The 24034-nt window shown below is 64.1% G+C and carries 23 protein-coding genes; 15 read left to right on the top strand and 8 right to left on the bottom strand.

Annotated elements, in window-relative coordinates:
* Positions 1 to 14 precede the first annotated feature (14 nt).
* From KVP70_RS24935 to argS, 6 genes are read right to left on the bottom strand one after another with little or no spacing between them, the layout of a single operon-like run.
* Complete coding sequence (locus tag KVP70_RS24935) at positions 15 to 782, bottom strand: type III pantothenate kinase (RefSeq protein ID WP_217945131.1); 768 nt, start codon at positions 780 to 782, stop codon at positions 15 to 17.
* Positions 779 to 1585 (bottom strand): biotin--[acetyl-CoA-carboxylase] ligase, encoded by an 807-nt coding sequence (locus tag KVP70_RS24930; RefSeq protein ID WP_217945130.1) that lies wholly within the window; start codon positions 1583 to 1585, stop codon positions 779 to 781. The genes KVP70_RS24935 and KVP70_RS24930 overlap by 4 nt, the downstream gene beginning before the upstream one ends.
* Positions 1582 to 2376 carry an SDR family oxidoreductase gene (locus KVP70_RS24925; RefSeq protein ID WP_217945129.1) on the bottom strand — a complete coding sequence of 265 codons (795 nt, stop codon included), beginning with the start codon at positions 2374 to 2376 and terminating at the stop codon, positions 1582 to 1584. Before KVP70_RS24925 ends, KVP70_RS24930 begins: the two co-directional genes overlap by 4 nt.
* Positions 2377 to 2378: 2 nt before the next feature.
* Positions 2379 to 3050: a thiol:disulfide interchange protein DsbA/DsbL gene (locus tag KVP70_RS24920; RefSeq protein ID WP_217945128.1), complete on the bottom strand. Its 672-nt coding sequence runs from the start codon at positions 3048 to 3050 to the stop codon at positions 2379 to 2381.
* Positions 3051 to 3065: 15 nt separating this feature from the next.
* Complete coding sequence (locus KVP70_RS24915) at positions 3066 to 3752, bottom strand: SPOR domain-containing protein (RefSeq protein WP_217945127.1); 687 nt, start codon at positions 3750 to 3752, stop codon at positions 3066 to 3068.
* 21 nt (positions 3753 to 3773) lie between these two features.
* The gene (argS, locus tag KVP70_RS24910; protein WP_217945126.1) at positions 3774 to 5483 is read right to left on the bottom strand and encodes an arginine--tRNA ligase; all 1710 of its coding nucleotides are present in this window, start codon (positions 5481 to 5483) and stop codon (positions 3774 to 3776) included.
* 223 nt (positions 5484 to 5706) lie between these two features.
* Between argS and KVP70_RS24905 the strand changes: the two genes are divergently transcribed.
* From KVP70_RS24905 to KVP70_RS24865, 9 genes are all read left to right on the top strand, one after another.
* Positions 5707 to 6024: a hypothetical protein gene (locus KVP70_RS24905; protein ID WP_217945125.1), complete on the top strand. Its 318-nt coding sequence runs from the start codon at positions 5707 to 5709 to the stop codon at positions 6022 to 6024.
* Between the two features lie 308 nt (positions 6025 to 6332).
* The gene (rsmB, locus tag KVP70_RS24900) at positions 6333 to 7736 is read left to right on the top strand and encodes a 16S rRNA (cytosine(967)-C(5))-methyltransferase RsmB (protein ID WP_217945124.1); all 1404 of its coding nucleotides are present in this window, start codon (positions 6333 to 6335) and stop codon (positions 7734 to 7736) included.
* Entirely contained in the window at positions 7729 to 8370 is a 642-nt protein-coding gene (locus tag KVP70_RS24895; RefSeq protein ID WP_217945123.1) for a DUF4390 domain-containing protein, read from the top strand. Before rsmB ends, KVP70_RS24895 begins: the two co-directional genes overlap by 8 nt.
* The gene (locus KVP70_RS24890) at positions 8371 to 10668 is read left to right on the top strand and encodes a sensor histidine kinase (protein WP_217945122.1); all 2298 of its coding nucleotides are present in this window, start codon (positions 8371 to 8373) and stop codon (positions 10666 to 10668) included. It begins immediately after the preceding gene.
* Positions 10669 to 10731: 63 nt separating this feature from the next.
* Positions 10732 to 11445 (top strand): response regulator, encoded by a 714-nt coding sequence (locus KVP70_RS24885; RefSeq protein WP_217945121.1) that lies wholly within the window; start codon positions 10732 to 10734, stop codon positions 11443 to 11445.
* Positions 11446 to 11461: 16 nt separating this feature from the next.
* On the top strand, positions 11462 to 11884 hold the full coding sequence (locus KVP70_RS24880; protein WP_229225073.1) for a GTPase: 423 nt from the start codon (positions 11462 to 11464) through the stop codon (positions 11882 to 11884).
* A 269-nt stretch (positions 11885 to 12153) separates the two neighbouring features.
* Positions 12154 to 12411: a BTH_I0359 family protein gene (locus KVP70_RS24875; RefSeq protein WP_020704859.1), complete on the top strand. Its 258-nt coding sequence runs from the start codon at positions 12154 to 12156 to the stop codon at positions 12409 to 12411.
* A gap of 52 nt (positions 12412 to 12463) precedes the next feature.
* Positions 12464 to 13231, top strand: coding sequence for a class II glutamine amidotransferase (locus tag KVP70_RS24870; protein ID WP_217945119.1), 768 nt, complete (start codon positions 12464 to 12466; stop codon positions 13229 to 13231).
* An 87-nt stretch (positions 13232 to 13318) separates the two neighbouring features.
* Positions 13319 to 14599: an EAL and HDOD domain-containing protein gene (locus KVP70_RS24865; RefSeq protein ID WP_217945118.1), complete on the top strand. Its 1281-nt coding sequence runs from the start codon at positions 13319 to 13321 to the stop codon at positions 14597 to 14599.
* A 33-nt stretch (positions 14600 to 14632) separates the two neighbouring features.
* On the opposite strand, the gene KVP70_RS24860 is transcribed toward KVP70_RS24865, so the two are convergent.
* A complete protein-coding gene (locus KVP70_RS24860; RefSeq protein ID WP_217945117.1) occupies positions 14633 to 15022 on the bottom strand; it encodes an SPW repeat protein in 390 nt (129 codons plus the stop codon).
* Between the two features lie 159 nt (positions 15023 to 15181).
* On the opposite strand from KVP70_RS24860, the gene KVP70_RS24855 reads away from it, so the two are divergent.
* The 5 genes from KVP70_RS24855 (at position 15182) to KVP70_RS24835 (ending at position 19134) form a co-directional block, all read left to right on the top strand.
* Positions 15182 to 16123, top strand: coding sequence for an ABC transporter ATP-binding protein (locus KVP70_RS24855; RefSeq protein ID WP_217945116.1), 942 nt, complete (start codon positions 15182 to 15184; stop codon positions 16121 to 16123).
* Between the two features lie 10 nt (positions 16124 to 16133).
* Entirely contained in the window at positions 16134 to 17447 is a 1314-nt protein-coding gene (locus KVP70_RS24850) for an ABC transporter permease (RefSeq protein ID WP_217945115.1), read from the top strand.
* A gap of 18 nt (positions 17448 to 17465) precedes the next feature.
* Positions 17466 to 17678 carry a DUF6434 domain-containing protein gene (locus KVP70_RS24845; protein WP_217945114.1) on the top strand — a complete coding sequence of 71 codons (213 nt, stop codon included), beginning with the start codon at positions 17466 to 17468 and terminating at the stop codon, positions 17676 to 17678.
* Between the two features lie 120 nt (positions 17679 to 17798).
* Entirely contained in the window at positions 17799 to 18338 is a 540-nt protein-coding gene (locus KVP70_RS24840; RefSeq protein WP_217945113.1) for a CPBP family glutamic-type intramembrane protease, read from the top strand.
* Positions 18339 to 18495: 157 nt separating this feature from the next.
* Positions 18496 to 19134, top strand: coding sequence for a hypothetical protein (locus KVP70_RS24835; RefSeq protein WP_217945112.1), 639 nt, complete (start codon positions 18496 to 18498; stop codon positions 19132 to 19134).
* Here the strand turns inward: KVP70_RS24835 and metH are convergent.
* Complete coding sequence (gene metH, locus KVP70_RS24830) at positions 19083 to 22856, bottom strand: methionine synthase (RefSeq protein WP_217945180.1); 3774 nt, start codon at positions 22854 to 22856, stop codon at positions 19083 to 19085. The two genes, KVP70_RS24835 and metH, sit on opposite strands and share 52 nt — an antisense overlap.
* A 241-nt stretch (positions 22857 to 23097) precedes the next feature.
* On the opposite strand from metH, the gene KVP70_RS24825 reads away from it, so the two are divergent.
* Complete coding sequence (locus KVP70_RS24825) at positions 23098 to 23931, top strand: glycosyltransferase (protein ID WP_217945111.1); 834 nt, start codon at positions 23098 to 23100, stop codon at positions 23929 to 23931.
* The last annotated feature ends 103 nt before the right edge of the window (positions 23932 to 24034 follow it).

The raw sequence follows: 24034 nt of genomic DNA, 5'->3' as shown, positions 1-24034 counted from the left end.
CTTCCCTTGCAACCTTAGTCGGCGCTGCCGGCGGCAGCATGCAAACCGATTAACACGATGTTCTCGACGATACGGTATGGCACCTTCAGCATCGGCGCGATATACGGCGCGGCGCCGCCGGAGATGATGCACTCCGCCGCGCCATGGCGCGCGAACGCGTGCTCGATGGCGCCGCTCTGCGCGGCCAGGCAGCCGCTCAGGATGGCGTCGTCGGTATTGTCGGCGAATCCGTCCGGCAGCTTACCGTCTTGCGCAATTTGCGGCAACTGCGCCGTGTTGCGCGCCAGCGAACTGGCCATCAGGCCCAGTCCCGGCAGGATCATCCCGCCCAGGAACATGCCGTCGGCCGTGATGGCGTCGATGGTGGTGGCGGTGCCGCAGTTGGCGACGATGACTTCGCGCCCGGCCGCCAGCGCGTGGCCGGCGATGGCGGCGGCGAAACGGTCGCAGCCAAGCTGCGCCGGATTGCGGTAGCCGTTGGTCACGCCGGCCAAGGCCGGCAGCGAGGCAAACCATTCGATCGCCTGCTCCGGCAGGATCATCGCCGGGAAGGTCCGTTGCAGCACGTATTCCAGCTGCACCCGCAGCGCGCCGCCGGCCACGTTGGCGATCAGGATGCGGTCGACGCCGCGGTCGGCCACCGCTTCGCTCAGGTGCAGCTCCAGCTGCTGCAGGTCGGCGTGCAGGACGGCGCCGTGGGCGATCCATGCGCCCAGTTCCGTGCCCGGTTCGGCCAGGGCCCATTTGACGCGGGTGTTGCCGGCGTCGATCAGTAGAATCATGATAGTCCGATCAAAGAAGAGAGGCGCAGCGAGACGTCGCCGGACAGCACTTCGGCGCGGCCCTGTTGCGTGTCGAGCATCAGGCGGCCGATGGCGTCGACGCCGGCGGCGCGGCCTTGTTGCAGCACTTTGCCCTGGTCGAGGATGACGACGTCCTGGCCCTGCCACGCATGCAGCAGGTTCCAGCGCTCGGCGAAGGGGGAGAAGCCGGTGTCGTCGAATTCGGCCAGCACGGCGGCCAGGCGGCTGAGCAGCGCGGCCATCAGCTGGTTGCGGTCCATCTTGGCCAGCCACGGCGCGGCGGCCACTTCGCGGCCGATCTGCGCTTCCAGCTCGTCCGGCATCAGCAGGTTGATGCCGACGCCGATCACGGCCCAGATGGCGCCGTCGCCGTCCTTGCGGGCGGCCTGGGTTTCGACCAGGATGCCGGCCAGTTTTTTACCGTCGCGCAGCAGGTCGTTGGGCCACTTGATCTGCACCGGCACGCCGAGTGAGGCGATGGTCTCGGCCAGCGCCACGCCAACCGCCATCGGCAGGCCGGACATGCGGTGCAGCGGGCCCTTGAAGCGCCAGGCCAGCGAGAACATCAGCGCGGCGCCGGGCGCGGACAGCCAGCTGCGGCCGGCGCGGCCGCGGCCCGCCGTCTGGTTGCCGGCGATGCGCAGCACCGGGCCGTCGAGCGTGTCGATGCGCGCCAGCAGGTCGGCGTTGGTGGAGCCGGTTTCGGCGACGGTTTCTATCGCCACGTGCGAGGCGCTGGTGGCGCAGTGCAGGCGGATGGCGTCCGCGGTGAGCGTGTTCATGGCGCGGCCTTGCGTGGCTTGTGCGGCGCCTTGGCGAAGGCCAGGTCGTACAGTGGATTGGGCAGCATGCGCAGCAGCTTGGCGACGACGCCCATCTGCCACGGAATCACCTTGTAGCTGTTGCCGGCGGCGATGGTGCGCGCGGCCTTGGCGGCGAACGTGGCGGGCGCCATCAGGAACGGCATCGGGTAGGGATTCACCTGCGTCATCGGCGTGTCGATGTAGCCGGGGCAGAGGGTGACGACGCGGATGCCGTAGGGCTTCATCTCCAGCCGCAGCGATTCGCAGTAGCTGATCACGGCCGCCTTGGAGGCGCTGTAGGCCTCGGCGCCTGGCAGGCCGCGGATGCCGGCCACGCTGCCGATGCCTACCAGCCGCGCAGGTGTGCGCTGTGCTTTCATCGCCGGGATGAACGGCGCGAACGTGGCGGCGGTGGCCACCACGTTGGTGGCGATGACCGCTTCGAATACGGGGATGTCCTCGGCGAACTCGGTCAGTGTGCCGACCGAGATGCCGGCGTTGGCGATCACCACGTCGATGCCGCCGGCGTGCGCCATGAAGGCTTGCGCGGCGGCGGCGATGGCGGCGTGGTCGCGCACATCGACCGCGTAGGCGCGGTGGCGTTCAGGATTGGGGAGGGTGGCGATCAGCTGGTCCAGCATCGCGCTGCGGCGGGCCAGCAGGCCCAGTGTGGCGCCTTGCGCCGCGTATTCGGCGGCGAGGGCCGCACCCAGGCCGCTTGAGGCGCCGGTGATGAAGACCCGCTCCGGCCCGGCGCCCTGTTTGTTCATCTTTATTTCTTTTCCGCTTTCGCCTTGGCGACCAGGAAGTCCATCACTTGCACGGCTTCGGCATGCAGCTCCGCTTCGGTGGTGGCGGCCTTGGTGCCTTCATTGGCCATGGTCGGCGAGGTGACGTACTTGCCGTCGATGGCGAGCATCGGCCACGAATCGACGCCGTAGGCATCCATCATCGAGGTCGCGCGGCGCACGCTGCCGCCGACGCCCAGGCCGCGATAGATCTCGATGAACTTCTGGCGATCCACTCCCTGCTTGGCGGCGAAGTCGAAGGCCATTTCATCGCGGTTCATGCGGTTGCGGTTGACGTGCATCTCGGTGAAAACCTTGGTGTGCATGGCGTCGTTCAGCAGGCCCATGGCGCTGAGCGTGAAGAACAGCTTTTGCTGCGGCAGGTCGGTGCCGCTGCGCGAGATGTGCATGCGCTTGAAGACGATGGCGTCGCCCTGTTTCTTGACCCAGGCCGTCAGCGTTGGATCGAAAGCGAAGCAATGCGGGCAGGCGTAGTCGAAGAATTCGATGACTTCGACCTTCTTGCCGCTATCGACAGCTTGCGGTGTTGGCAGCGTCTTATATTCGACGCCGTTCTTCGGATCGGCCGGGGAGGCCGACGACAGGGCTGCAACACTCAACATCAATGCACCGACTACGAATTTCATGAATTGCATCTGAATACTCCTGGCTTATTTCTGATTACGCACGACGGCGACGTCGATGCCGTTTTCGGACAACTTGCTACGAACCTTGTTCATCGTTTCGACCTGGTTGAACGGGCCAAGGCGCACGCGGTGCAGCACGCCGGTGTCGGTGGCGCGGTCGGACAGGTTGGCTTCGAAGCCCAACAGGGCCAGCTTGGCGCGAGCGCTTTCGGCGTCGGCGACTTCGCGGAAGGCGCCGGCTTGCAGGTAGTAGATGAATTTGTCGTCGCCGGCGTCGGCGGCAGGCTTGGCCGGCGTCGGCGCGACATTGGCGGCGGCAGGGACGGCTGGCGGCGCGGCTTTGGGTTTTTCAACCGGAGCAGGGGCCGGCGCCGGTGCTGGCGCTGCCTGGATCTTGTCGACCACCGCTTGCAGCGGATCGGCCGGAGGCGGCGCCTTCGGCGGTTCCTTGGCAAAGTCCTTGGCCGCTTCGCGCACCGCTTCCTTGTTGCCGTACATAGGCTTGTTCGGATCGGCGGCTTGTCCCGCGGTCGGTTCCGCAACCTTGCTGGTACGCCCCTTGTCGGTGAACGGCGTCGAGCCCTTGTTGATCACCAGGGCGACGACGACGGCGATCGCCAGGCCGATGACCAGGCCGATGACGATGCCGATGATGGTGTTGCCGTGCTGGCGCGAACGTGGAGTGGAGCGAGGGCTGGTGCGGAAATTCATTGTGCGGGATGTCCTTCGCAATTACATTTTGTTGGGAGCGGAGACGCCGATCAGCGCCAGGCCGTTGCGCAGCACCTGGCGGGTGGCCACCATCAGCGCGATGCGGGCCGCCTTCAGCGTCTCGTCGTCGACCAGCACGCGCTCGGCGAAGTAGAAGCTGTGCAGGTTGGCGGCCAGGTCGCGCAGGTAGAACGCGATCTGGTGCGGGCCCAGTTCCGCTTGCGCGCGCGCCAGCGTTTCCGGGTAGGCGGCCAGGGTGGCCAGCAGCGTCGCTTCGGTCGGCGCGGTCAGCGGCGACAGGTCGACGTTGGCCAGGTCGGCTTCGTTGCCGGTCCACTGTTCCAGCATGCGGCAAATGCGCGCGTGGGCGTACTGCACGTAATACACCGGATTCTCGTCCGAGGTTTTCAGCGCGACGTCGACATCGAACACGAATTCGGTGTCGGCCTTGCGCGAGATGAGGAAGAAGCGCACCGCGTCGCGGCCTTTTTCGATGTCGCCGCCGCCCGACCATTCGATCAGGTCGCGCACCGTCACGTAGGAGCCGGCGCGCTTGGAGATCTTGACCTCTTCGCCGCCCTTCATCACGGTGACCATCTTGTGCAGCACGTAGTCGGGGAAGCCTTGCGGCACGCCGACGTTGACCGCCTGCAGGCCGGCGCGCACGCGGGCGATGGTGCCGTGGTGGTCGGAACCCTGGACGTTGATCGCCTGGGTAAAGCCGCGCTGGAACTTGACGATGTGGTAGGCCACGTCCGGCACGAAGTAGGTGTAGGTGCCGTCCTTCTTGCGCATCACGCGGTTCTTGTCGTCGCCGTAGTCTTCGGTGCGCAGCCAAAGCGCGCCTTCTTCTTCGAAGGTCTTGCCGGACTTGTTGAGCATGTCGACGGCGGCGTCGACCTTGCCGTCGGCGTACAGCGACGATTCGAGGTAGTAGTTGTCGAACTTGACGCCGAAGGCTTGCAGGTCGATGTCCTGTTCGTTGCGCAGGTAGGTCACCGCGAAGTGGCGGATCGATTCGATGTCTTCGATATCGCCCGAAGCGGTGGCCGGCGTGCCGTCCGAGGCCGACACGGTTTTCTTGAGCAGGAAGTCGGCGGCGATGTCGGCGATGTAGTCGCCGTTGTAGGCCGATTCAGGCCACTGGGTGTCGCCCGGCTTGTAGCCGCGCAGGCGCGCCTGCACCGAGTTGGCCAGGGTCTGGATCTGCACGCCGGCGTCGTTGTAGTAGAACTCGCGGGTCACGTCGTAGCCCTGGGAGCCAAACAGCGACGACAGCGCGTCGCCCAGCGCCGCCTGGCGGCCGTGGCCCACGTGCAGCGGGCCGGTCGGGTTGGCGGAGACGAATTCGATGATGACTTTCTTGCCGGCGCCGGCGGTGGCGCTGCCGAACGAGGCGCCCTGGGCCAGCACGGCCTTGACCACGGCCTGCTTGGCGGCGTCGCTCACGCGCAGGTTGATGAAGCCCGGGCCGGCGATGTCCGCCGATTCGACCAGGCCTTTGCCGGCCGGGTTGGCCAGCAGCGCATCGACCACTTTGGTGGCCAGTTCGCGCGGGTTCATTTTCAGCTGCTTGGCCAGTTGCATGGCGATGTTGCAGGCCACGTCACCGTGCGACGGGTCGCGCGGTCGCTCCAGCACGACGTTGGCGGAAACTTCGGTTCCGGCCAGGATAGGTGCGAGGGCGGCCTGGAACAGGGCGGTGATATCTTGTTTTTGTTGGGCGAGCATGAGCAAAATGGCGGCTGAACCGCGTGGTTGAATACATCCGAAAGCGAAAACGGCCGGCACTCTGGCACCGGCCAAACAGCGGTAATTATACTGGTTTGCCGCAGCGGGGTCACCGCAGCCGGACGGAGGGGCCTGGAAGCGCAGTCTCGCCCGATTGTTGACGCAAAACAGATGGGAAGTGTTGAAAAAGTAAAATCATTGATGTTGTACGCAACCAGTTGGAATGGACGCCGCCATGTTTCGACGATTCAGATCGAATCTTTCACATGAGAACCGGAAATCCTATGCGGAATCGGTGATCGGTCTGGTCGGTCACCTGCTTGGTACTGGCGTGATTTTCGTATCCTTCTTTCTAGTTGGCTGGACAGTCTCCTTCTTCCTGCATTTTTTGAATGGAATTCATCCTTTCCCAGCCGAGATATTGGACTTTATTACAAAGTTTGAACTATATTTGGTTTATGGTGACTCAGTGTTATGCGTGTTCGTGTTGTTGGGCGGTGCATTTCGCTTTATCGCCGAAGGATGGGAGAATCGAAAATGAGGAACAGATTGCTTAGCTCGTTCTTGGAGGGTTTCAAGAACAGTTTCCGTCTATCGACGTCGCTGGTGACATCGGTCGCCGCGACTATCGCCACCTTTGCCCATCATCATCAGCGTGCAGATGCTCCTGTGAGGCCAGACAACCAGAAGATATCGAGGAAACATAGGAAGCGATAGACATCGATTTGTCTAAAGTCCGCGCTATCGGGGCGCGAACGTTACAAGCGTTACAATCAGCTTCATCGCCTTGTCATATGCACTGCTGTATACTGCGCGATCACGCCCGCCGGCAATACCTGGAATTAGCATATGAACAAGCGCCCGACGCTCTCCCTGAAGTCCCCCGTCAAGGCCTCAGCGCCCAAGCTGCGCGCCAGCCATGCGCGCGAGCTCAAGCCGGCGCTGCAAACCAGCTTCCAGACCGGCCTCAAGCCGGACTCGCTGGCGTACAGCCTGATCGGCGCCGCCCAGGCGGTGGCCCAGGTCCGCACCGGCACCAACCTGCCACAGGCGCTGGCCCAGGTCTGGTCCAAGGGCGACGCCAGCCCGCAGGCGCGCGGCGCGATGCAGGACATCGCCTACCGCTGCATGCGCCAGCTGGGGCAGAGCGAGAGCCTGATCGGCCTGATGGCGCCCAAGGCGCCGGAGCCGCTGGTGGCGGCCCTGCTGGCCTGCGCGCTGGCGCTGATGACGGCGCCGGACGAAGTCCAGCCCTACGAAGAATTCACCGTGGTCGACCAGACCGTGACGGCGGCCGACGCCCATCCGGACACCGCGCGCGCCAAGGGCATGGTCAACGCCGTGCTGCGCCGCTTCCTGCGCGAGCGCAAGGCGCTGCTGGAGACCGCGCTGCTGCAGCCGGTGGCCAAGTGGAACTACCCGCAATGGTGGATCGACGCCGCCAAGGCCGCCTGGCCGCAGGACTGGCAGGGCGTGCTGGCGACCGGCAACACCGCGCCGCCGCTCACCTTGCGCGTCAATGTCCGCAAGACCAGCATGGCCGACTACCTGGCCACCCTGGACGCGGCCGGCATGGCGGCCACCCAGATCGGCCCGTACGCGGTGCACCTGGCCAAGCCGGTCGGCGTGACCCTGATCCCCGGCTTTGCCGACGGCCTGGTGTCGGTGCAGGACGCCGGCGCCCAGCTGGCCGCGCCGCTGCTGGACGTGCGGGACGGCATGCGCGTGCTGGACGCCTGCGCCGCTCCGGGCGGCAAGACTTGCCACATCCTGGAACTGGCCGACGCCAGCGTGACGGCGCTGGACGCCGACGCCAAGCGCCTGGCGCGGGTCGGCGAGAACCTGGAGCGGCTCGGCCAGCAGGCCACGCTGCGCGCCGCCGACGCCCAGAGCGCCGAGTGGTGGGACGGCACGCCGTTCGACCGCATCCTGGCCGACGTGCCGTGCACGGCGTCGGGCATCGTGCGCCGCCACCCGGATATCCGCTGGCTGCGCCGCAAGGGCGACACGCTCCAACTTGCAACACTTTCGTCCAAAATCCTCGACAACCTTTGGCAGATGCTCGCACCGGGTGGTAAATTGCTATTCGTGACATGTTCCTTGTGGCCGCAGGAATCCGAAGCCCAGGCAGCCGCTTTTGCCGTGCGCAACCAGGCTGTGCGGCTGGATGCGCCCGGCCAGTTGCTCCCCGCCGGTGGCGCAGGGCAGGATCACGATGGTTTGTTCTACGCGCTGTTCCAGAAAAATGCGTAACCGTTTTGCCCGCATATTTGCCAATACGCTAACGACGGACCTTTTGAACACCGGCCACCACGTGACATCACGATTTTTTCGCCTCCTGATCGGACCCCTGCTGCTGATACTGGCCTGCCTGCTGCCGCAGACGGCAGGCGCGGCCGACGGCGTGGAAATCCGCCGCGCGCTGGTCGAGGCCAGCGACGAGGGCTACCGCCTCAACGCCAAGTACAGCTTCGAGCTGACCCACGACATGGAAGACACGCTGCAATACGGCGTGACCCTGTACTTCACCACCGAAATCGAATTCACCCGCCCGCGCTGGTACTGGTTCGACGAGAAAGCCATCGTCAAGCGCCAGACCATCAGCCTGTACTACAACGTGCTCACGCGCCAGTACCACGTGACCATCGACGGCAATGTGCGCCAGACCTTCTCGACGCTCGACGACGCGCTGTTCCTGATCCGCAGCCCCAACCGCTGGGTGGTGGCGCCGCGCGGCGCGCTGGAGGTCGGCAAGACCTACAACGTCAAGCTGAGCATGGGCCTGGACCCGAACTATGTCTCCAAGCCGCTCAAGGTCACAGCCCTCAACAGCGCGGAATGGCGCCTGGCGTCCGACAAGAAAATCTTCCAGTACAAGGCGGAGTAAGTGAGCACTGCCCTGCGGTATTTTTCCGTCGTCGGCGGCGCCATCATCAGTATCCTGCTGTTCCTGCTCGCTTCCGCGTCCGACAATTCCGGCTTCTTCGACCGCTACTACGCCTGGCTGCTGGGCCTGAACGCGGCGGTGGCCGGCGCGCTGCTGCTGCTGGTGGCGGTGTCGCTGTTCCGGCTGTACGGACGCTACAAGAGCGGCAAGTTCGGCTCCAAGCTGATGACGCGGCTGGTGCTGCTGTTCGCCGCCATCGGCGTGCTGCCGGGGCTGGTGATCTTCCTGGTGTCGGTGCAGTTCGTCTCCCATTCGATTGAATCGTGGTTCAACGTGCCGGTCGAGGAGGCGCTGGAGTCCGGCATCAACCTCAGCCGCGCCGGCCTGGACGCGGCGTTGAAGGAGCTGACCGCCACCGCCAACAAGACCGTGCAGCAGCTGGCCGAGCAGCCCTATGGCACCGAGCGCGCCGCGCTGGCCGGCCTGGTCAAGGAACAGGCGGGCATGCAGAACGCCATCATCGTCGACGCCGAGGGCGGCTTGATCATCAGCGCCCGCGCCAACCGCAGCGGCAACCTCAGCGCCGACCTGCCGACCCGCGAAATGATGGCCAAGGCCAAGGAGGGCGACAACTACGGCGCGCCCGAGGGTGGCAGCGAGCTGCGCAGCAACCTGATCAACGCCCCCGTCACCACCGTCGACAGCACCAGCCAGCTGCGGCTGCGGGTGGTGATGGCGATCCCGGACCGGGTGCAAGCCAACGGCACCCACCTGGCGCCGCGCTACCTGCAGCTGATCCAGCTGGCGCCGGCGCAGCTGGCGGCCGACGGCGAGACCATCCGCAGCGCCTATTCGGACTACAAGGAGCGCTTTGTCGCCCGCGTCGGCCTGCGCAAGATGTACATCGTGACGCTGACGCTGACCTTGCTGCTGGCGGTGTTCGGCGCCATCGCCAGCGCCTTCCTGATCGCCAGCGACCTGGCCCAGCCGCTGCTGCTGCTGGCCGAGGGCACGCGCGCGGTGGCCGAGGGCGATTTGTCGCCGCGGCCGATCGTCGCCACCTCGGACGAGCTGGGCACGCTGACGCAATCGTTCAACACCATGACGCGCCAGCTGTCGGACGCCCGCAGCGCCGTCGAGCGCAACCGCTCGGCGCTGCAGAACGCCAAGGCCCACCTGGAATCGGTGCTGGCCAATATGTCGGCCGGGGTGATGGTGCTGGACCATGAATTCCACCTGATCAGCTGCAACGACTCGGTCGAGCGCATCCTGCAGCAGGCCGGCGTGACGATGATCGGCCAGAAGCTCGACGAGATCGAAGGCTTGCAGGAATTCGGCGGCGCCATCGTGGCCGCGTTCGCGGCGCAGAGCGCGCAGTCGGCGGCCGGGCGCAATCTGCAGCGCATGCACTGGCAGCGCCAGATCGAGGTGCCGCGCCGCTCCGCCAGCCTGGACGACAACGACCAGACCCTGCTCACGCGCGGCTCGCGGCTGCCAGTCGAAAGCGGCGGCAGCGGCTACCTGGTGGTGTTCGACGATATTTCCGACGTCATCTCGGCGCAGCGTTCGATCGCCTGGGGCGAGGTGGCGCGCCGGTTAGCGCACGAGATCAAGAATCCGCTGACGCCGATCCAGCTGTCGGCCGAGCGCCTGCAGATGAAACTGGAAGGCAAGCTGTCGCCGGCCGACATGGAACTGCTCAACAAGGGCACCGCCACCATCGTCAACCAGGTGGCGGCGATGAAGCGCATGGTCGACGATTTCCGCGATTACGCGCGCACGCCGCCGGCCGTGCTCGAGCCGCTGGACCTGAACGCGCTGGTCGAGGAGATCCTGCACCTGTACCTGCGCGGCGAAGGCGACGACATCATCCACCCGCAACTGGCGCCCGGCCTGCCGATGGTGATGGGCGACCAGACCCAGCTGCGCCAGGTCATCCACAACCTGCTGCAGAATGCACAGGACGCGATGGCGGAGCGGCCGGAGGGCGCGCCGCAAGCGCACATTGACGTGATCAGCGAAGCCATTCATTATCAGGGCGCGGACGGCGCCGCGCGCACCGCGGTGCGGCTGGCGATCTCCGACAACGGGCCGGGATTCGCGCCGAAAATCCTGGCGCGGGCGTTCGAGCCGTATGTCACGTCGAAGGCCAAGGGCACCGGCCTGGGCCTGGCGATGGTGAAAAAAATTATCGATGAACATGGGGGCCGGATCGATATCCAGAACCATGTCGATAGAAGTGGCGCGTCGGTATTGATTTTGCTGTTAAAGTTAGCACCGACGTCGCAAAATACCTAAGTATCACTGATTAAAAAAATCATTGCCGGCCATGAGCGGGCGAAATGAGGAAGGCAAGGGAAGATGGCAAACATTCTGGTAGTGGACGATGAAATGGGTATCCGCGAGTTGCTCTCGGAAATCTTGAGCGACGAGGGACACGCAATACAATTGGCGGAAAACGCCCAGCAGGCGCGTGAGGCGCGGGCCGCAGGCGCGCCCGATCTGGTGCTGCTCGATATCTGGATGCCGGATACCGATGGCGTCACCCTGCTCAAGGAGTGGCAGCGCGACGGTTTGCTGACCATGCCGGTGATTATGATGTCCGGTCACGCGACCATCGATACGGCGGTCGAGGCGACCCGCATCGGCGCGCTGAACTTCCTGGAAAAGCCGATCGCCCTGCAAAAACTGCTCAAGGCGGTCCAGCAGGGCCTGACCCGCGCCCAGGAAACGGTGCGCGCCCCGGCGCTGGCGCCGCGTCCGATCGCGGCGGCCCAGGTGGAGGAGGCGCAAAACGCCGGCTTCAACCAACCGAACCCGGCGGCGGCGATCTCCGTGCGCGGCGGCGCGACGGTGGCCGGCGCGGACAACCACATGTTCAACCTGTCGTTCGACCTGCCGCTGCGCGAGGCGCGCGACGCCTTCGAGCGCATGTACTTCGAACACCACCTGGGCCGCGAAGGCGGCAGCATGACCCGCGTGGCCGAGAAGACCGGCCTGGAACGCACGCACTTGTACCGCAAACTCAAGCAATTGGGTGTGGAGCCGGGCAAACTCGCAAAAAAGGGCGCCTGAGCCCGTGACCGGACCCATGTCCACCGGTGCAGCCCCCCAGCGGGCGCCGGTGCCGACCTGGCTGGTCATTGGCTCCCGCGCCCGCGAGCGCGAAGCTGCCATCGCCGCACACCTGACGCCAGGTGTGCCCAGCGTCGTCATCCTGGAAGGCCTGTCGGACGGAAGTTCGGCACTGGCCTTCGATCCCGCCGACCGTCCCCCCGCAGTAGATTCCCTACAACAAGATTCCGTACCGCAAGTGTTGCGTATTGCCCCAGGCTGTCTTCATTGCAGCGGCAATCTCATTTTGCGAGTAACATTGAATCGTGTGTTGCGCCGTCCTCCCGCGCGGCTCTACATCAGCCTGGCATCCGCCGAGCACCTCGAACCGCTGCGTTCCTGGCTGTCCGAGGCGCCCTACGGTGAGTTGCTGGATTTGCAATCCGACCTCGCGGCGTAGTGGACCGGGCCGCATAAATTGGGGGCGAAGGACGTGCGGGCGGCGCGCAGGGCAAGGCGCAAAGCGCAGCGATAGCGAGCTATCGCGAGCATTTGTAACGCAGCCATGTGCGTTGCCTGCGCGGCAGGCGCCCCCGGTTTATGCGGAACGGTTCACTTCCCCCGCCCGCTGATCGGCCTTGATTTGGCCTTGAATCGTCCGCTTTCAGCCCCATTTCGGTACTGAAGGCGCAACCGATAAGTGTTACGTCCCTTGTGAAAGGAAGCAACATGAACCTCATCTATAACAGCGAGCAATACAGTGTTGTCGAATTTGGCGCCGACCGTACCCTCGACGCGCTGCGCTTCGGCGGCTATGAAATCGTCGACAAAGGCGGTAAGCGCGAGATCTTTATCAACGGCATCCTGGCGCAGAACTTCCGCCGCGATGTCAATGAACTGATCGCCGGCGAACCGACGATGGCGGAAATCGATGAATTCTTGGGCAGTTATGATGAGCTGATGAGCCATCCGGTGCTGCTGCACTGAAAAAGCGGGCGGCGCATGGTATGGTTCTGCTGTAACAACAGAGAACCAGACCATGTGCCAACTTCTAGGAATGAACTGCAATGTCCCGACCGACATTGTGTTCAGCTTTACCGGCTTCGCCATGCGCGGCGGCCAGACCGATACCCACCACGATGGCTGGGGCATCGCCTTTTTTGAAGGCGCCGGCGTGCGCCACTTCGTCGACCACCAGGCCGCGATCGCCTCGCCGATCGCCGAGCTGATCAAGCGCTATCCGATCAAGTCCACCAACGTCATCGCCCACATCCGCAAGGCCACGCAGGGCCAGGTGGCGCTGGAGAATTGCCATCCCTTCGTGCGCGAGCTGTGGGGCCAGTACTGGGTGTTCGCCCACAATGGCGACCTGAAGGAGTTCGCGCCGGTGCTCAACGGCGCCTATCGCCCGGTCGGCACGACCGACAGCGAACAGGCGTTCTGCTACATCCTGCAGCACCTGCGCGCGCGCTTCGGCGAGCAGCGCCCGCCGCTGGCCGAGCTGCGCGCCGCGCTGGCCGAGATGGCGCGCGAGATCGCCGGCTACGGCACCTTCAATATGCTGCTGTCGTCCGGCGGCGAGCTGTTTGCCCATTGCTCGACCCATCTGTACTACCTGGTGCGCCAGCATCCGTTCGACACCGCCAAGCTGTCGGACGAGGACGTCACCGTGGATTTCTCGCAGGTGACCACGCCCAACGACCGCGTCGCCATCATCGTCACCCAGCCGTTGACGACCAACGAACAATGGACGGCGTTCGCCGCCGGCGAGTTGAAACTGTTCATCGACGGCGTGCCGCAGGCCTAGCCAAATTATCCAAGACAGGGGCAAGTATTGCTGTCAAAATATTAGTACGGCGAAATATCAGCCCCATGTTTTGTACTGATAGAAGCGATGATCGACCTCACCCTACACGATACCGGCCCGCGTAGCCTGCGCGTGCGCGAATTCTATCTGGGCCGCCAGCCTATCCTGGACCGCAACCAGACCTTGTTCGGCTACGAGTTGCTTTTCCGCAACGCGCCGGTAGGCCCGGCACACATCACCACCGAATTGTCGGCCACGGCGGCCGTGATCGCCCACGCCTCGCAGCTGGGCATGGAAAAAACCATCGGCGACGCCCAGGGCTTCGTCAATGTGGATGCCGACGTGCTGATGACCGACATCTTCTCCTTCCTGCCGCGCGAAAAAGTGGTGCTGGAAGTGGCGGCGTCGATGCCGCTGACGCCGCAGGTGCTGGCGCGCATGACGGAACTGGCCGGCCACGGCTTCAGCTTCGCGCTGGACGACGTCGCCGGCGACAGCCCCAACGTGGCCGCGCTGCTGCCGCTGACCGAATACGTCAAGATGGACATGCGCAATATTCCGCTGTCCACACTGACCAAGCTGGCCCCGCGCTTCCGCCAGGACAAGAAAAAGCTGGTGGCGGAAAAGGTCGAGACCCGCGAGGAATTCAAGAACTGCCTGGACCTGGGCTTCGATTTCTTCCAGGGCTATTATTTCGCCAAGCCGGTCATCATGAGCGGCAAGAAGCTGTCGCCGTCGCAACTGGCGGTGATGGAACTGATGACGCTGGTCACCTCCGATGCGGACAATCTGGAAATCGAGCGCGCCATCAAGCGCGACGTGTCGCTGGCGCTGAACCTGCTGCGCCTGGTGAACACGCCGGCCGTCGGCGCGCGCCAGCGCATCGATTCGCTGAGCCAGGCCGTGACGATCCTGGGCCGCCGCCAGCTGCAACGCTGGCTGCAGATCATGCTGTACGCCGAACCGAGCAAGCGCGGCCACAGCATGACGCCGCTGCTGATGCTGGCGACCACCCGCGGCCGCCTGCTGGAGCTGTTGGCCGGCAAGCTGCGTCCGAGCCAGCGGCAGGCCGCCGATATCGCCTTCACGGTCGGCATCATGTCGCTGATGGACACGCTGTTCGGCATTCCGATGGCCGAGATCCTGTCGCAGATCCCGGTCAACGAGGAAGTGTCGGAAGCCTTGATGTACCGGGGCGGCTTCTTCGGCGACCTGCTCAAGCTGGCCGAATGCATCGAACGCATCGAAGAAATGGACGACTACATCGTGCCGACCTTGCGCGACCTCGCCATGTCCACCGACGAACTGGTGGAGCTGGAAATGGCTGCCTTCGAATGGAGCGACAACGTGGTGCGCTACGCGTTGTAACGCACCACGCCGGCCGGATTGCGTCAGCTCACCTCAGGTTGCGTGACCGGCGCCCGGCCAGTGCTTGTGCAGCTCGGGATCGGTGCGCATTTCCCACAGCGCCAGCACCGCCACGGCGATGCCGACCACCACCGAGTTCCACATCAGCTCGCGGTTGTCGGCGGTTTTCAGCACCCACGGCGACGCCGCCACCCATATCCCCACCAGCAGATTGAGCACCACGGCCCAGAAGTAGGTCTTGTACAGATCGAACGCCGCCAGCAGCGCCACCACCGCGCCGGAAATGAACGCAGTCCATGCCTGGATCGACGGTATCGGATAAGCGAACACCCACGGTGAGATGAAGAACCACAGCCCCAGCAGCAGGATCAGCTGATCCTGCCAGCGTTTGAGTGATGGATTGTTTGCCAGATTGTTTGCCATATCTGCCTCCCTGGTTACTGGTCAACACCTGCCGCCGGATGGCGGCGTTCATGCTTAGGCCGCGCAACAACGCAAAAGTTCAAGCCAGCCGCTCCAGCCTTGCCATTCAGGCATCGCGCCGCTATGCTTGCCGCTTATCGAAAATACATGGTGGGGCTTATGGCATCGGTTTTACTCAACGTGAATCAGGTCTCCAAATCCTACGGCGCGCGCAAGGCGGTGGATGGCGTGTCGTTCCAGGTGCAGCAGGGCCAGACGGTCGGCCTGATCGGCCCCAACGGCGCCGGCAAGTCCACCACCGTCGGCATGATCTGCGGCCTGCTCGGCGCCGACAGCGGCAGCATCGTCATGGACGGCGCGCCCATCGGCCAGGGCTCCAGCGAGGCCAAGCGCAAGATCGGCTTCGTGCCGCAGGACCTGGCGCTGTATGAAGACTTGTCGTCGCTGGAAAATCTCAAGCTGTTCGGCGCGCTGTACGGCCTCAAGGGCGCGCTGTTGAAGCAGCGCTGCGAGCAGGCGCTGGCGCTGGTCAACCTGGCCGACCGCGCCAACGACCGGCCATCCACGTATTCGGGCGGCATGAAGCGCCGCCTCAACATCGCCGCCGCGCTGCTGCACGATCCGCAACTGCTGATCCTCGACGAACCCACCGTCGGCGTCGATCCGCAAAGCCGCAACGCCATCTTCGACACCCTGGAAGCGCTGAAGGCGCAAGGCCGCTCGCTGATCTACACCAGCCACTACATGGAGGAGGTCGAGCGCCTGGCCGACCACATCGTCATCATCGATCACGGCAAGGTGCTGGCCGACGAAACCCCGGCCGCGCTGTACCGGCGTCTGCCGGCGCAGGCCGCCTTGCGCGCCGAGCTGGCCGCCGCGCCGTCGGCCGCACTGCTGTCCGGGGTGCAGGCGCTGCCCGGCGTGACCGGCGTGCAAAGCGAGGCCAACGCGCTCGACATCGGCCTGGCCGACGCCGCGCACGCGCCGGCCACGCTGGCCTGGCTGGCCGCGCAGGACGTGACGCTGCTGCACTTCGCCACCGCCAAGACTTCGCTGGAAAACATCTTCCTCAACCTGACCGGCCGCAGCCTGCGCGACTGATAGGAACACCATGATTGCTTTGATCGCCCTGGTCCGCAAGGACCTGATCCTCTATCTCAACGACAAGCGCGCGCTGATGCTGCACCTGCTGATGCCGGTGGTGCTGGCGGCCTTCTTCGGTTCGCTGTTCGGCGGCGGCTCGGAAGCCAAGACCGGCAAGATCGACGTCGGCCTGGTGCAGCTGGACCAGTCCGACAGCGGCAAGAAAATCGCCGCCGGCCTGCAGGCCGACAGCGCGCTCAAGATCATTGAACTGAGCGACGCCGAAGCCCAGGACCGTGTGCGCCACGGCAAGCTGTCGGTGGCGGTGGTGATCCCCGCCGGCTTCGGCGAGCAGGCCGCCGACGCGCTGTTCAGCGGCCACAACAAGCCGCAACTGCCGGTCTACTACGACCCCTCGCAATCGACCATGCTGGCCATGGTGAAGGGCTTGCTGACGCAGCAGGTGATGCAGGTGACCAGCGCCGCCGCCATGAGCCCCAAGGGCAACAAGACCACGGAACGGCAGCTGGCCGAGGTGCGCGACAAGGCGGCCAAGGACCCCGAGCAGGCGCAGCTGAGCGAGTTCCTTACCAGCCTGAAGAAATACCAGGACCAGCGCCTGGCCGCCGACGCCGAGAAGGAGGCCGCCGCCAAGGCCAGCGGCAAGCCGGCGCCGGCCGAGGCGCCGGTCGGCATGAGCATGCCTTACACCACGCAGGACCGGGCGCTTAGCAGCGGTCCCAGGTACAACGGCTATGCCCATTCGTTTGCCGGCATGGGCGTGCAGTTCATCCTGTTCATGGGGATCGACATGGGTATCGGCATCTTGCTGGCGCGCCGCATGGGCATCTGGAACCGTCTGCTGGCGGCGCCGGTGTCGCTGGCTACGGTGCTGCTGGGGCGCGCCATTTCCGGCGCCATCATCGCGATGGGGCTGATGTGCGCGATGTTTGTTTGCGCCATGCTGATCTTCAAGGTGCAGATCAGCAGCGTCGGCGGCTTCCTCGGCATGGCGGCCAGCTTCTCGCTGATGACGGCGGCCTTCGGCCTGCTGATCGCCGCCTTCGGCAAGACGCCGGAAGCGGCGCGCGGCATCGCCACGTTTGCCACGCTGATCATGGTGATGCTGGGCGGCGCCTGGGTGCCGTCCTTCATCTTCCCGGAATGGATGCAGCAGCTCACGCTGGTGGTGCCGACGCGCTGGGCGGTCGACGGCTTTGACGCCGTCACCTGGCGTGGCCTGGGGCTGGACGGCGTGTTGGCGCCGATCGCGGTGCAACTGGGTTTTGCCGCCGTGTTCGGCGGACTCGCGGTCTGGAAGTTCCTGCGCGATCAGAAGTAGTCAACGGAGTTCTGGAATATGAAATTTGATTGGCATGGTGGAGAAATTTCGCGTGCAACCGAAGTCGATTCCGACTACAGGAACACGCAAAACGTGCGACGCTTTCTTTCCGACCAGTGCGGGCCGGAGTTCAAGTTCGACCGCGAACTGATGGCCTGGGTGCGCAACGGAGCTGCGAAGAACATGGGCGATGTGGCTGATGAATGGTCACGACGCCGGGTGGCGCGATAGCTCCTGATGGAGGCCTGCATGCGGCCAGTACCGGACGCTGCCCGATGCCCAAGAAGGTGGGATTATTTCTTTGTTGCACGCTGATGTAGCTATGAAGTCAGATTAAGATTGCCTCTTTGCATGAGCACATATAATTTAATCTTTGCTAAATTAGGGCCAACTTCGCAGGTCGGAAATCGGCCATATCGCTTTGCCTCTCTGGTTGGGGCTTGCATTGGGGGCGTGAGTACTGTTTTAGGGGTGATTGCAATCAGCTTGATGCTGGTTTTACTTCCGAAAGAAATTCTTGGTCAGTCGGCTGCGACATTTCTATCAAGTGTTGGAACCTTAGGTGTATTGTTTTTAGGTGTATTTTTTATTCCGTTTTTGGAAACTTTCTTAGCTCAGCTGCTTCCGCTAGAGCTTGCGAAAATGATAGGTCTAGATGACAAGGCGTGCGTCGCAGTTGGTGCAATTGTTTTCGGTGTAGGTCATTATTTGAATGGTGGACTTGCTCACGGACTATGCGCGGCAATGGCCGGTGCACTATTCACCACAGGCTACGTGACAATGCGTCCCTGGGGCTACGTCCCTGCATTCTGGGCGTCATATGTCGCTCATGCGCTCAACAACTTGCTGATTCTCTACGCAGTGCCGTTTGTCTTCCCAAGTTTAGGTTGACCTGGCGCCTTCTACCGGCCACTACAAGTTGTTCAAAATCAAACCAGGCACAGCATTAGCCTAAAGTTTCCGTAAAACAACCCGTTACATAAGGATACAAACCGTTTTCGTGAGCTTTTGAATGGCGCAATCCGTCAGGGACCTGATCGCACACTGTGTGAATCAGGTCGTCCGCCAGTATTATCCCGAACAATATTGTTCGCTGTGCCATGTGTACGCCATCGTCGGCTCCAACCTGATCAGCATCGTGCTGGGCCGGGTGTACCGGCCGGTGGCGGGTCTGGCGGCCGTCGATTGTGGCGGCGGCCAGTTGATGCGCATGATGGACAACGACGCCTTCGCCAATCCTGCTGGCGGGGCGTATCACTGCTGGATTGAATCGGCTGACGACTTGATCGCCGAGCGCGAGGTGGTCGACCTGACCTTCCGCCACAACCACACTTATGCGGTCAAGAACGGCTACGGGTGGCAGCGCGAGCTGCCACCCGCCTTCCTGTGGGGGCCGCACAGCCGCATCGCCGTGCAGGCGCCGCCGGACGCGATACCGGACGCCTTCCCGGACGGCACGGTGTGGCTGCATGAAACCGACGAAGGCTGGCAGTGGATGACGCAGCAGTTGCTGGCCCATCAGAACGCCTTTGTGGCGCTGACGGCGGAGGCCCTGAAGTTGTTCCAGGCCAGCCTGCCGCCGGACTCCACGCTGCTGGGGCAGCCGGCGGCGAGCGCCGCCGGCGCTGCGTCGGATCAGGACAGGTTAGGGGCCAGCCAGCGCTCCATGTCGGCCTTGTCCACCTGACGGCGGGTGGCCATGTCGTTCAGTTGATCCTCGCCGATCTTCCCGACTACGAAGTACTTTGACTCCGGGTGCGCGAAGTAGAAGCCCGACACCGCCGCGCCAGGATACATCGCAAACGATTCCGTCAGCACCATGCCGATGTCTTCGGCCTGCATGGTGTTGAACATCTCGCGCTTGACGGTGTGCTCCGGGCAGGCCGGATAGCCCGGCGCCGGACGGATGCCGACATACTTCTCGGCGATCATGTCGTCGTTGCTCAGCGCCTCGCCGGTGGCGTAGCCCCACAGGTCGGTGCGCACGCGCTCGTGCAGGTATTCGGCGAAGGCTTCGGCCAGGCGGTCGGCCAGTGACTTCAGCATGATCGACGAGTAGTCGTCGTGCGCATCCTCGAAGCGCTGCTCGTACTTCTCGATGCCCAGGCCGGCGGTCACGGCGAACATGCCGATGTAGTCCTTGACGCCCGACTCTTTCGGCGCGATGAAGTCGGCCAGGCACTGGTTCGGGCGCTGCACGCCGTCCACCACCGGCTTGACGCCTTGCTGGCGCAGGCCGTAGTAGGTGAAGTCGACGGTGTCGCGGCTGTCGTCGGTGTAGATCTCGATGTCATCGTCGTTGACCGTGTTGGCCGGCAGCAGGGATACCACGCCGTTGGCGGTCAGCCAGCGGCCGTCGATCAGCTTTTTCAGCAGCGCCTGGCCTTCGGCATACACCTTGGTCGCCGCTTCGCCGACCACTTCATCGGTCAGGATGGCTGGGAAGGGACCGGCCAGGTCCCAGGTCTGGAAGAACGGACCCCAGTCGATGTACTTGGCGATGGTCGCCAGGTCGACATTCTTGAACTCGCGGCGGCCGATGAACTTCGGCTTGACCGGCGCGGCCGCGCCGGTGAACGGCACCACCATCTTGTTGGCGCGCGCGTCCTTCAGCGACAGCATCGGCAGCGCCTTCTTGTTGGCGTGCTGCTCGCGGATGCGCACGTAGTCCTGCGCGATGTCGTCGATGTATTGCTGGCGGCTCTCGGGCGTCAGCAGCGACTGCGCCACCGACACCGAACGCGACGCATCCGGCACGTACACCACCGGACCCTCGTAGTTGTGGGCGATCTTGACGGCGGTGTGGGCGCGGCTGGTGGTGGCGCCGCCGATCAGCAGCGGGATCTTCAGCATGCGGAAGTGCTCGTCGCGCTGCATTTCCTTGGCCACGTGGGCCATCTCTTCCAGCGACGGCGTGATCAGGCCGGACAGGCCGATGATGTCGGCGTTTTCCAGCTTGGCGCGCGCCAGGATCTCGGAGCAGGGCACCATCACGCCCATGTTCACCACTTCGAAGTTATTACACTGCAGGACCACCGAGACGATGTTCTTGCCGATGTCGTGCACGTCGCCCTTGACGGTGGCGATGACGATCTTGCCCTTCGGCTTGGCGACGATGCCGGTGCGCGCTTCCTCGGCCTTCTTCTCTTCCTCGATGTACGGGATCAGGTGGGCCACGGCCTGCTTCATCACGCGCGCCGACTTGACCACCTGCGGCAGGAACATCTTCCCTTGTCCGAACAGGTCGCCGACGATGTTCATGCCGTCCATCAGCGGGCCTTCGATCACGTGGATCGGACGGCCGTTGGCGGCCAGCACCTGCTGGCGCATCTCTTCGGTGTCGTCGGTGATGAACTGGGTGATGCCGTGCACCAGCGCGTGCGCCAGGCGCTTCTCCACCGGGGCGTTGCGCCATTCGAGGTTCTGCGCATCCTGCTTGCCGGCGCCGGCCTTCAAGGTGCCGGCGATGTCGATCATGCGTTCGGTGGCGTCGTCGCGGCGGTTCAGCACCACGTCTTCGACGCGTTCGCGCAGCTCGGCCGGCAGGTCGTCATACACGCCGACCATGCCGGCGTTGACGATACCCATGGTCATGCCGGCCTTGATGGCGTGGTACAGGAACACGGTGTGGATCGCCTCGCGCGCCGGATCGTTGCCGCGGAAGGAGAACGAAACGTTGGAGACGCCGCCGGAGATCTTCGCGTGCGGCAGGTTGTCCTTGATCCAGCGGGTGGCGTTGATGAAGTCCACCGCGTAGTTGTTGTGCTCTTCGATGCCGGTGGCGATGGCGAAGATGTTCGGGTCGAAGATGATGTCTTCCGGCGGGAAGCCGACGGTGTTCACCAGCAGCTTGTAGGCGCGCTCGCAGATTTCGGTCTTGCGCTCGAAGGTGTCGGCCTGGCCTTTTTCGTCGAAGGCCATGACGATGACGGCGGCGCCGTAGCTGCGGCACAGCTTGGCCTGGCGGATGAATTCTTCTTCGCCTTCCTTCATCGAGATCGAGTTGACGATGGACTTGCCCTGCACGCACTTCAGGCCCGCTTCGATCACCGACCATTTCGACGAGTCGATCATGATGGGCACGCGCGAGATGTCCGGTTCGGAGGCGATCAGGTTGAGGAAGCGTGTCATGGCCGCCTGCGAATCCAGCATCGCCTCGTCCATGTTGATGTCGATGACCTGGGCGCCGTTTTCCACCTGCTGGCGCGCCACGCTGAGCGCTTCGTCGTACTGCTCGTTGAGGATCATGCGGGCGAAGGCCTTGGAGCCGGTGACGTTGGTGCGCTCGCCGACGTTGACGAACAGCGAGTCGTCGTCGATGGTGAACGGCTCCAGGCCGGACAGGCGCTGCGCCACCGGCACGTGCGGTACCACGCGCGGCTTGACCTTGGCGAGGATTGAGGCTATGGCCTGGATGTGGTCCGGCGTGGTGCCGCAGCAGCCGCCGGCGATGTTGATGAAGCCCGCCTCGGCGAACTCCTTCAGCAGCGCCGAGGTGTCGGCCGGCAGCTCGTCGAAGCCGGTGTCGCTCATCGGGTTGGGCAGGCCGGCGTTGGGGTAGATGCAGACGAAGGTGTCGGCGATCTGCGACAGCTCTTCGGCGTAAGGCCGCATCAGCGCCGCGCCCAGCGCGCAATTGAGGCCGATGGTCAGCGGCCTGGCGTGGCGCACCGAGTTCCAGAAGGCCGGCACGGTCTGGCCGGACAGGATGCGGCCGGAGGCGTCGGTCACGGTGCCGGAGATCATCAGCGGCAGGCGCGGCACGCCGGGGTTCTCTTCGTAGAATTTGTCGATGGCGAACAGCGCGGCCTTGCAGTTCAGCGTGTCGAAGATGGTCTCGACCAGCAGCACGTCGACGCCGCCTTCGATCAGGCCCTTGGTCTGCTGGTGGTAGGCGTCGACCAGCTGGTCGAAGGTGATGTTGCGGGCGGCCGGGTCGTTGACGTCCGGCGAGATCGACGCGGTCTTGGGTGTCGGTCCGAGCGCGCCGGCGACGAAGCGCGGCTTGTCGGCGCTGCTGTACTTGTCGCAGGCGGCGCGCGCCAGCTTGGCCGCTTGCACGTTCATCTCGTAGGCCAGGTGGCCCATGTGATAGTCGTCCTGGGCGATGGTGGTGGCGCCGAAGGTGTTGGTCTCGATCAGGTCGGCGCCGCCGGCCAGGTAGCGCTCGTGGATCTCCTGGATCACGTGCGGCTGGGTCAGCGTCAGCAGCTCGTTGTTACCCTTGACGAACAGCTCGCGCGCGCCGGAGTCGACCGGAGCGGCGAAGTCGATGAATCGGCCGTTGGGGCCGCCGCGGTATGCGGTTTCATCCAGCTTGTACTGCTGGATGATGGTGCCCATCGCGCCGTCGAGGATCATGATGCGGCGCGCAAGGATCTCGCGCAGTTGGGCATCGGTCTTGGACATGACGGGGCGGGACACGTTGTTATTCATTTGTTACTTTCTGTGGTCGTGGACGAGCGCGCTGGAAGTTGCTGGCGGTCTAAAATTATACGGCATCACGGAACTTGCTTCAGCAGACTGCCGCGGCGCAGCAACAATCTGCCAAATTTGCCTGTTTTTTCAGCGCGCAGCTTTACGACACACAACGATACGCTGGCGCTACAGTGCGCAATTCGCCTGCAACATGGTGTCGTGAGAATGAGGCATGAAAATCTCCGTCATCATTTCCGCGCACTGCAAGGGCCGCGAGCTCGAATACGTGCTGACCGGCTACGCCATGCAAACCCGCAAGCCGGACCAGGTCATCATTGCGCAGGACGGGCGCGATCCCGCGATCGGCGCCGCGCTGGAGGCGGTGCGGCGGCGCGGCTGGACCATCCCGCTGCTGTACCAGAACCAGGAGCAGCGCGGTTTCGGCAAGTACCGGGCGCTCAATCGCGCCATCCTTGCCGCCAGCGGCGACCTGCTGCTGTTCACCGACGGCGATTGCATCCCGCGCGATGATTATGTGGCCAACTTCTTGCGGCTGATGCGGCGGGGGATCTTCCTGTCGGGCGGCAGCCATGTCAGCATCCCGGAAGCCTACCACCAGCGCCACGACCTGCTGGAGGCGGTGCGCGACCAGAGTCTGTTCGACCACCGCTACCTGAGCGCGATACCGGTTTTTTGCAAGAGCGCCTACCGGCTCACCCGCAAGCGCTGGCTGGCGCGCGCGCTGGACCTGCTCACCCAGCGCAATGCCTTCAGCGGCTCCAACAGCTGCGCCTGGCGGGGCGATGTGCTGGCCGTGGGCGGCTTCGACGAGCAGATGGCCTACGGCGGAGGCGACCTGAACATGGGCTTGCGCCTGAACCACATCGGCGTGCGCGGCGTGCGGGCGCGGCATTCGCTGGTCAGCCTGCACCTGGACCACGGCCGCAGCTACTACTGCGCCGATAAAGAGCGTGCCAATCACGACTGGAACCGCCAAGTACGCCACAGCCGCCTGGTGCTGCCGCGCGAATCGCGGATTTGCTCGGACCTAGCCCAGGTCATCTAAGATTTACCGCTGATCTATCGCAAGTGAACACCCCGTGGCTACGCGCACACTTCGGTGAGCGCCATGCCGCGGCGCGTTCTATACTTGGAAGGTCGTCGCCGTC

Source organism: Duganella violaceipulchra (genome assembly GCF_019166075.1).
Lineage (GTDB): Bacteria > Pseudomonadota > Gammaproteobacteria > Burkholderiales > Burkholderiaceae_D > Rugamonas > Rugamonas violaceipulchra.
Note: the sequence above shows the minus strand (reverse complement) of the source record. Positions and strands in the feature narration are given on the sequence as shown.

Coding starts and splice junctions, on each gene's coding strand:
- KVP70_RS24860 (WP_217945117.1), bottom strand. CDS start 15,022: ATGGCAAACAATCTGGCAAACAATCCATCACTCAAACGCTGGCAGGAT.
- KVP70_RS24895 (WP_217945123.1), top strand. CDS start 7,729: ATGCGTAACCGTTTTGCCCGCATATTTGCCAATACGCTAACGACGGAC.
- KVP70_RS24885 (WP_217945121.1), top strand. CDS start 10,732: ATGGCAAACATTCTGGTAGTGGACGATGAAATGGGTATCCGCGAGTTG.
- KVP70_RS24925 (WP_217945129.1), bottom strand. CDS start 2,376: ATGAACAAACAGGGCGCCGGGCCGGAGCGGGTCTTCATCACCGGCGCC.
- KVP70_RS24875 (WP_020704859.1), top strand. CDS start 12,154: ATGAACCTCATCTATAACAGCGAGCAATACAGTGTTGTCGAATTTGGC.
- KVP70_RS24840 (WP_217945113.1), top strand. CDS start 17,799: ATGAGCACATATAATTTAATCTTTGCTAAATTAGGGCCAACTTCGCAG.
- argS (WP_217945126.1), bottom strand. CDS start 5,483: ATGCTCGCCCAACAAAAACAAGATATCACCGCCCTGTTCCAGGCCGCC.
- KVP70_RS24850 (WP_217945115.1), top strand. CDS start 16,134: ATGATTGCTTTGATCGCCCTGGTCCGCAAGGACCTGATCCTCTATCTC.
- KVP70_RS24855 (WP_217945116.1), top strand. CDS start 15,182: ATGGCATCGGTTTTACTCAACGTGAATCAGGTCTCCAAATCCTACGGC.
- rsmB (WP_217945124.1), top strand. CDS start 6,333: ATGAACAAGCGCCCGACGCTCTCCCTGAAGTCCCCCGTCAAGGCCTCA.
- KVP70_RS24870 (WP_217945119.1), top strand. CDS start 12,464: ATGTGCCAACTTCTAGGAATGAACTGCAATGTCCCGACCGACATTGTG.
- KVP70_RS24930 (WP_217945130.1), bottom strand. CDS start 1,585: ATGAACACGCTCACCGCGGACGCCATCCGCCTGCACTGCGCCACCAGC.
- KVP70_RS24920 (WP_217945128.1), bottom strand. CDS start 3,050: ATGCAATTCATGAAATTCGTAGTCGGTGCATTGATGTTGAGTGTTGCA.
- KVP70_RS24905 (WP_217945125.1), top strand. CDS start 5,707: ATGGACGCCGCCATGTTTCGACGATTCAGATCGAATCTTTCACATGAG.
- KVP70_RS24935 (WP_217945131.1), bottom strand. CDS start 782: ATGATTCTACTGATCGACGCCGGCAACACCCGCGTCAAATGGGCCCTG.
- KVP70_RS24825 (WP_217945111.1), top strand. CDS start 23,098: ATGAAAATCTCCGTCATCATTTCCGCGCACTGCAAGGGCCGCGAGCTC.
- KVP70_RS24915 (WP_217945127.1), bottom strand. CDS start 3,752: ATGAATTTCCGCACCAGCCCTCGCTCCACTCCACGTTCGCGCCAGCAC.
- KVP70_RS24865 (WP_217945118.1), top strand. CDS start 13,319: ATGATCGACCTCACCCTACACGATACCGGCCCGCGTAGCCTGCGCGTG.
- KVP70_RS24880 (WP_229225073.1), top strand. CDS start 11,462: ATGTCCACCGGTGCAGCCCCCCAGCGGGCGCCGGTGCCGACCTGGCTG.
- KVP70_RS24845 (WP_217945114.1), top strand. CDS start 17,466: ATGAAATTTGATTGGCATGGTGGAGAAATTTCGCGTGCAACCGAAGTC.
- metH (WP_217945180.1), bottom strand. CDS start 22,856: ATGTCCAAGACCGATGCCCAACTGCGCGAGATCCTTGCGCGCCGCATC.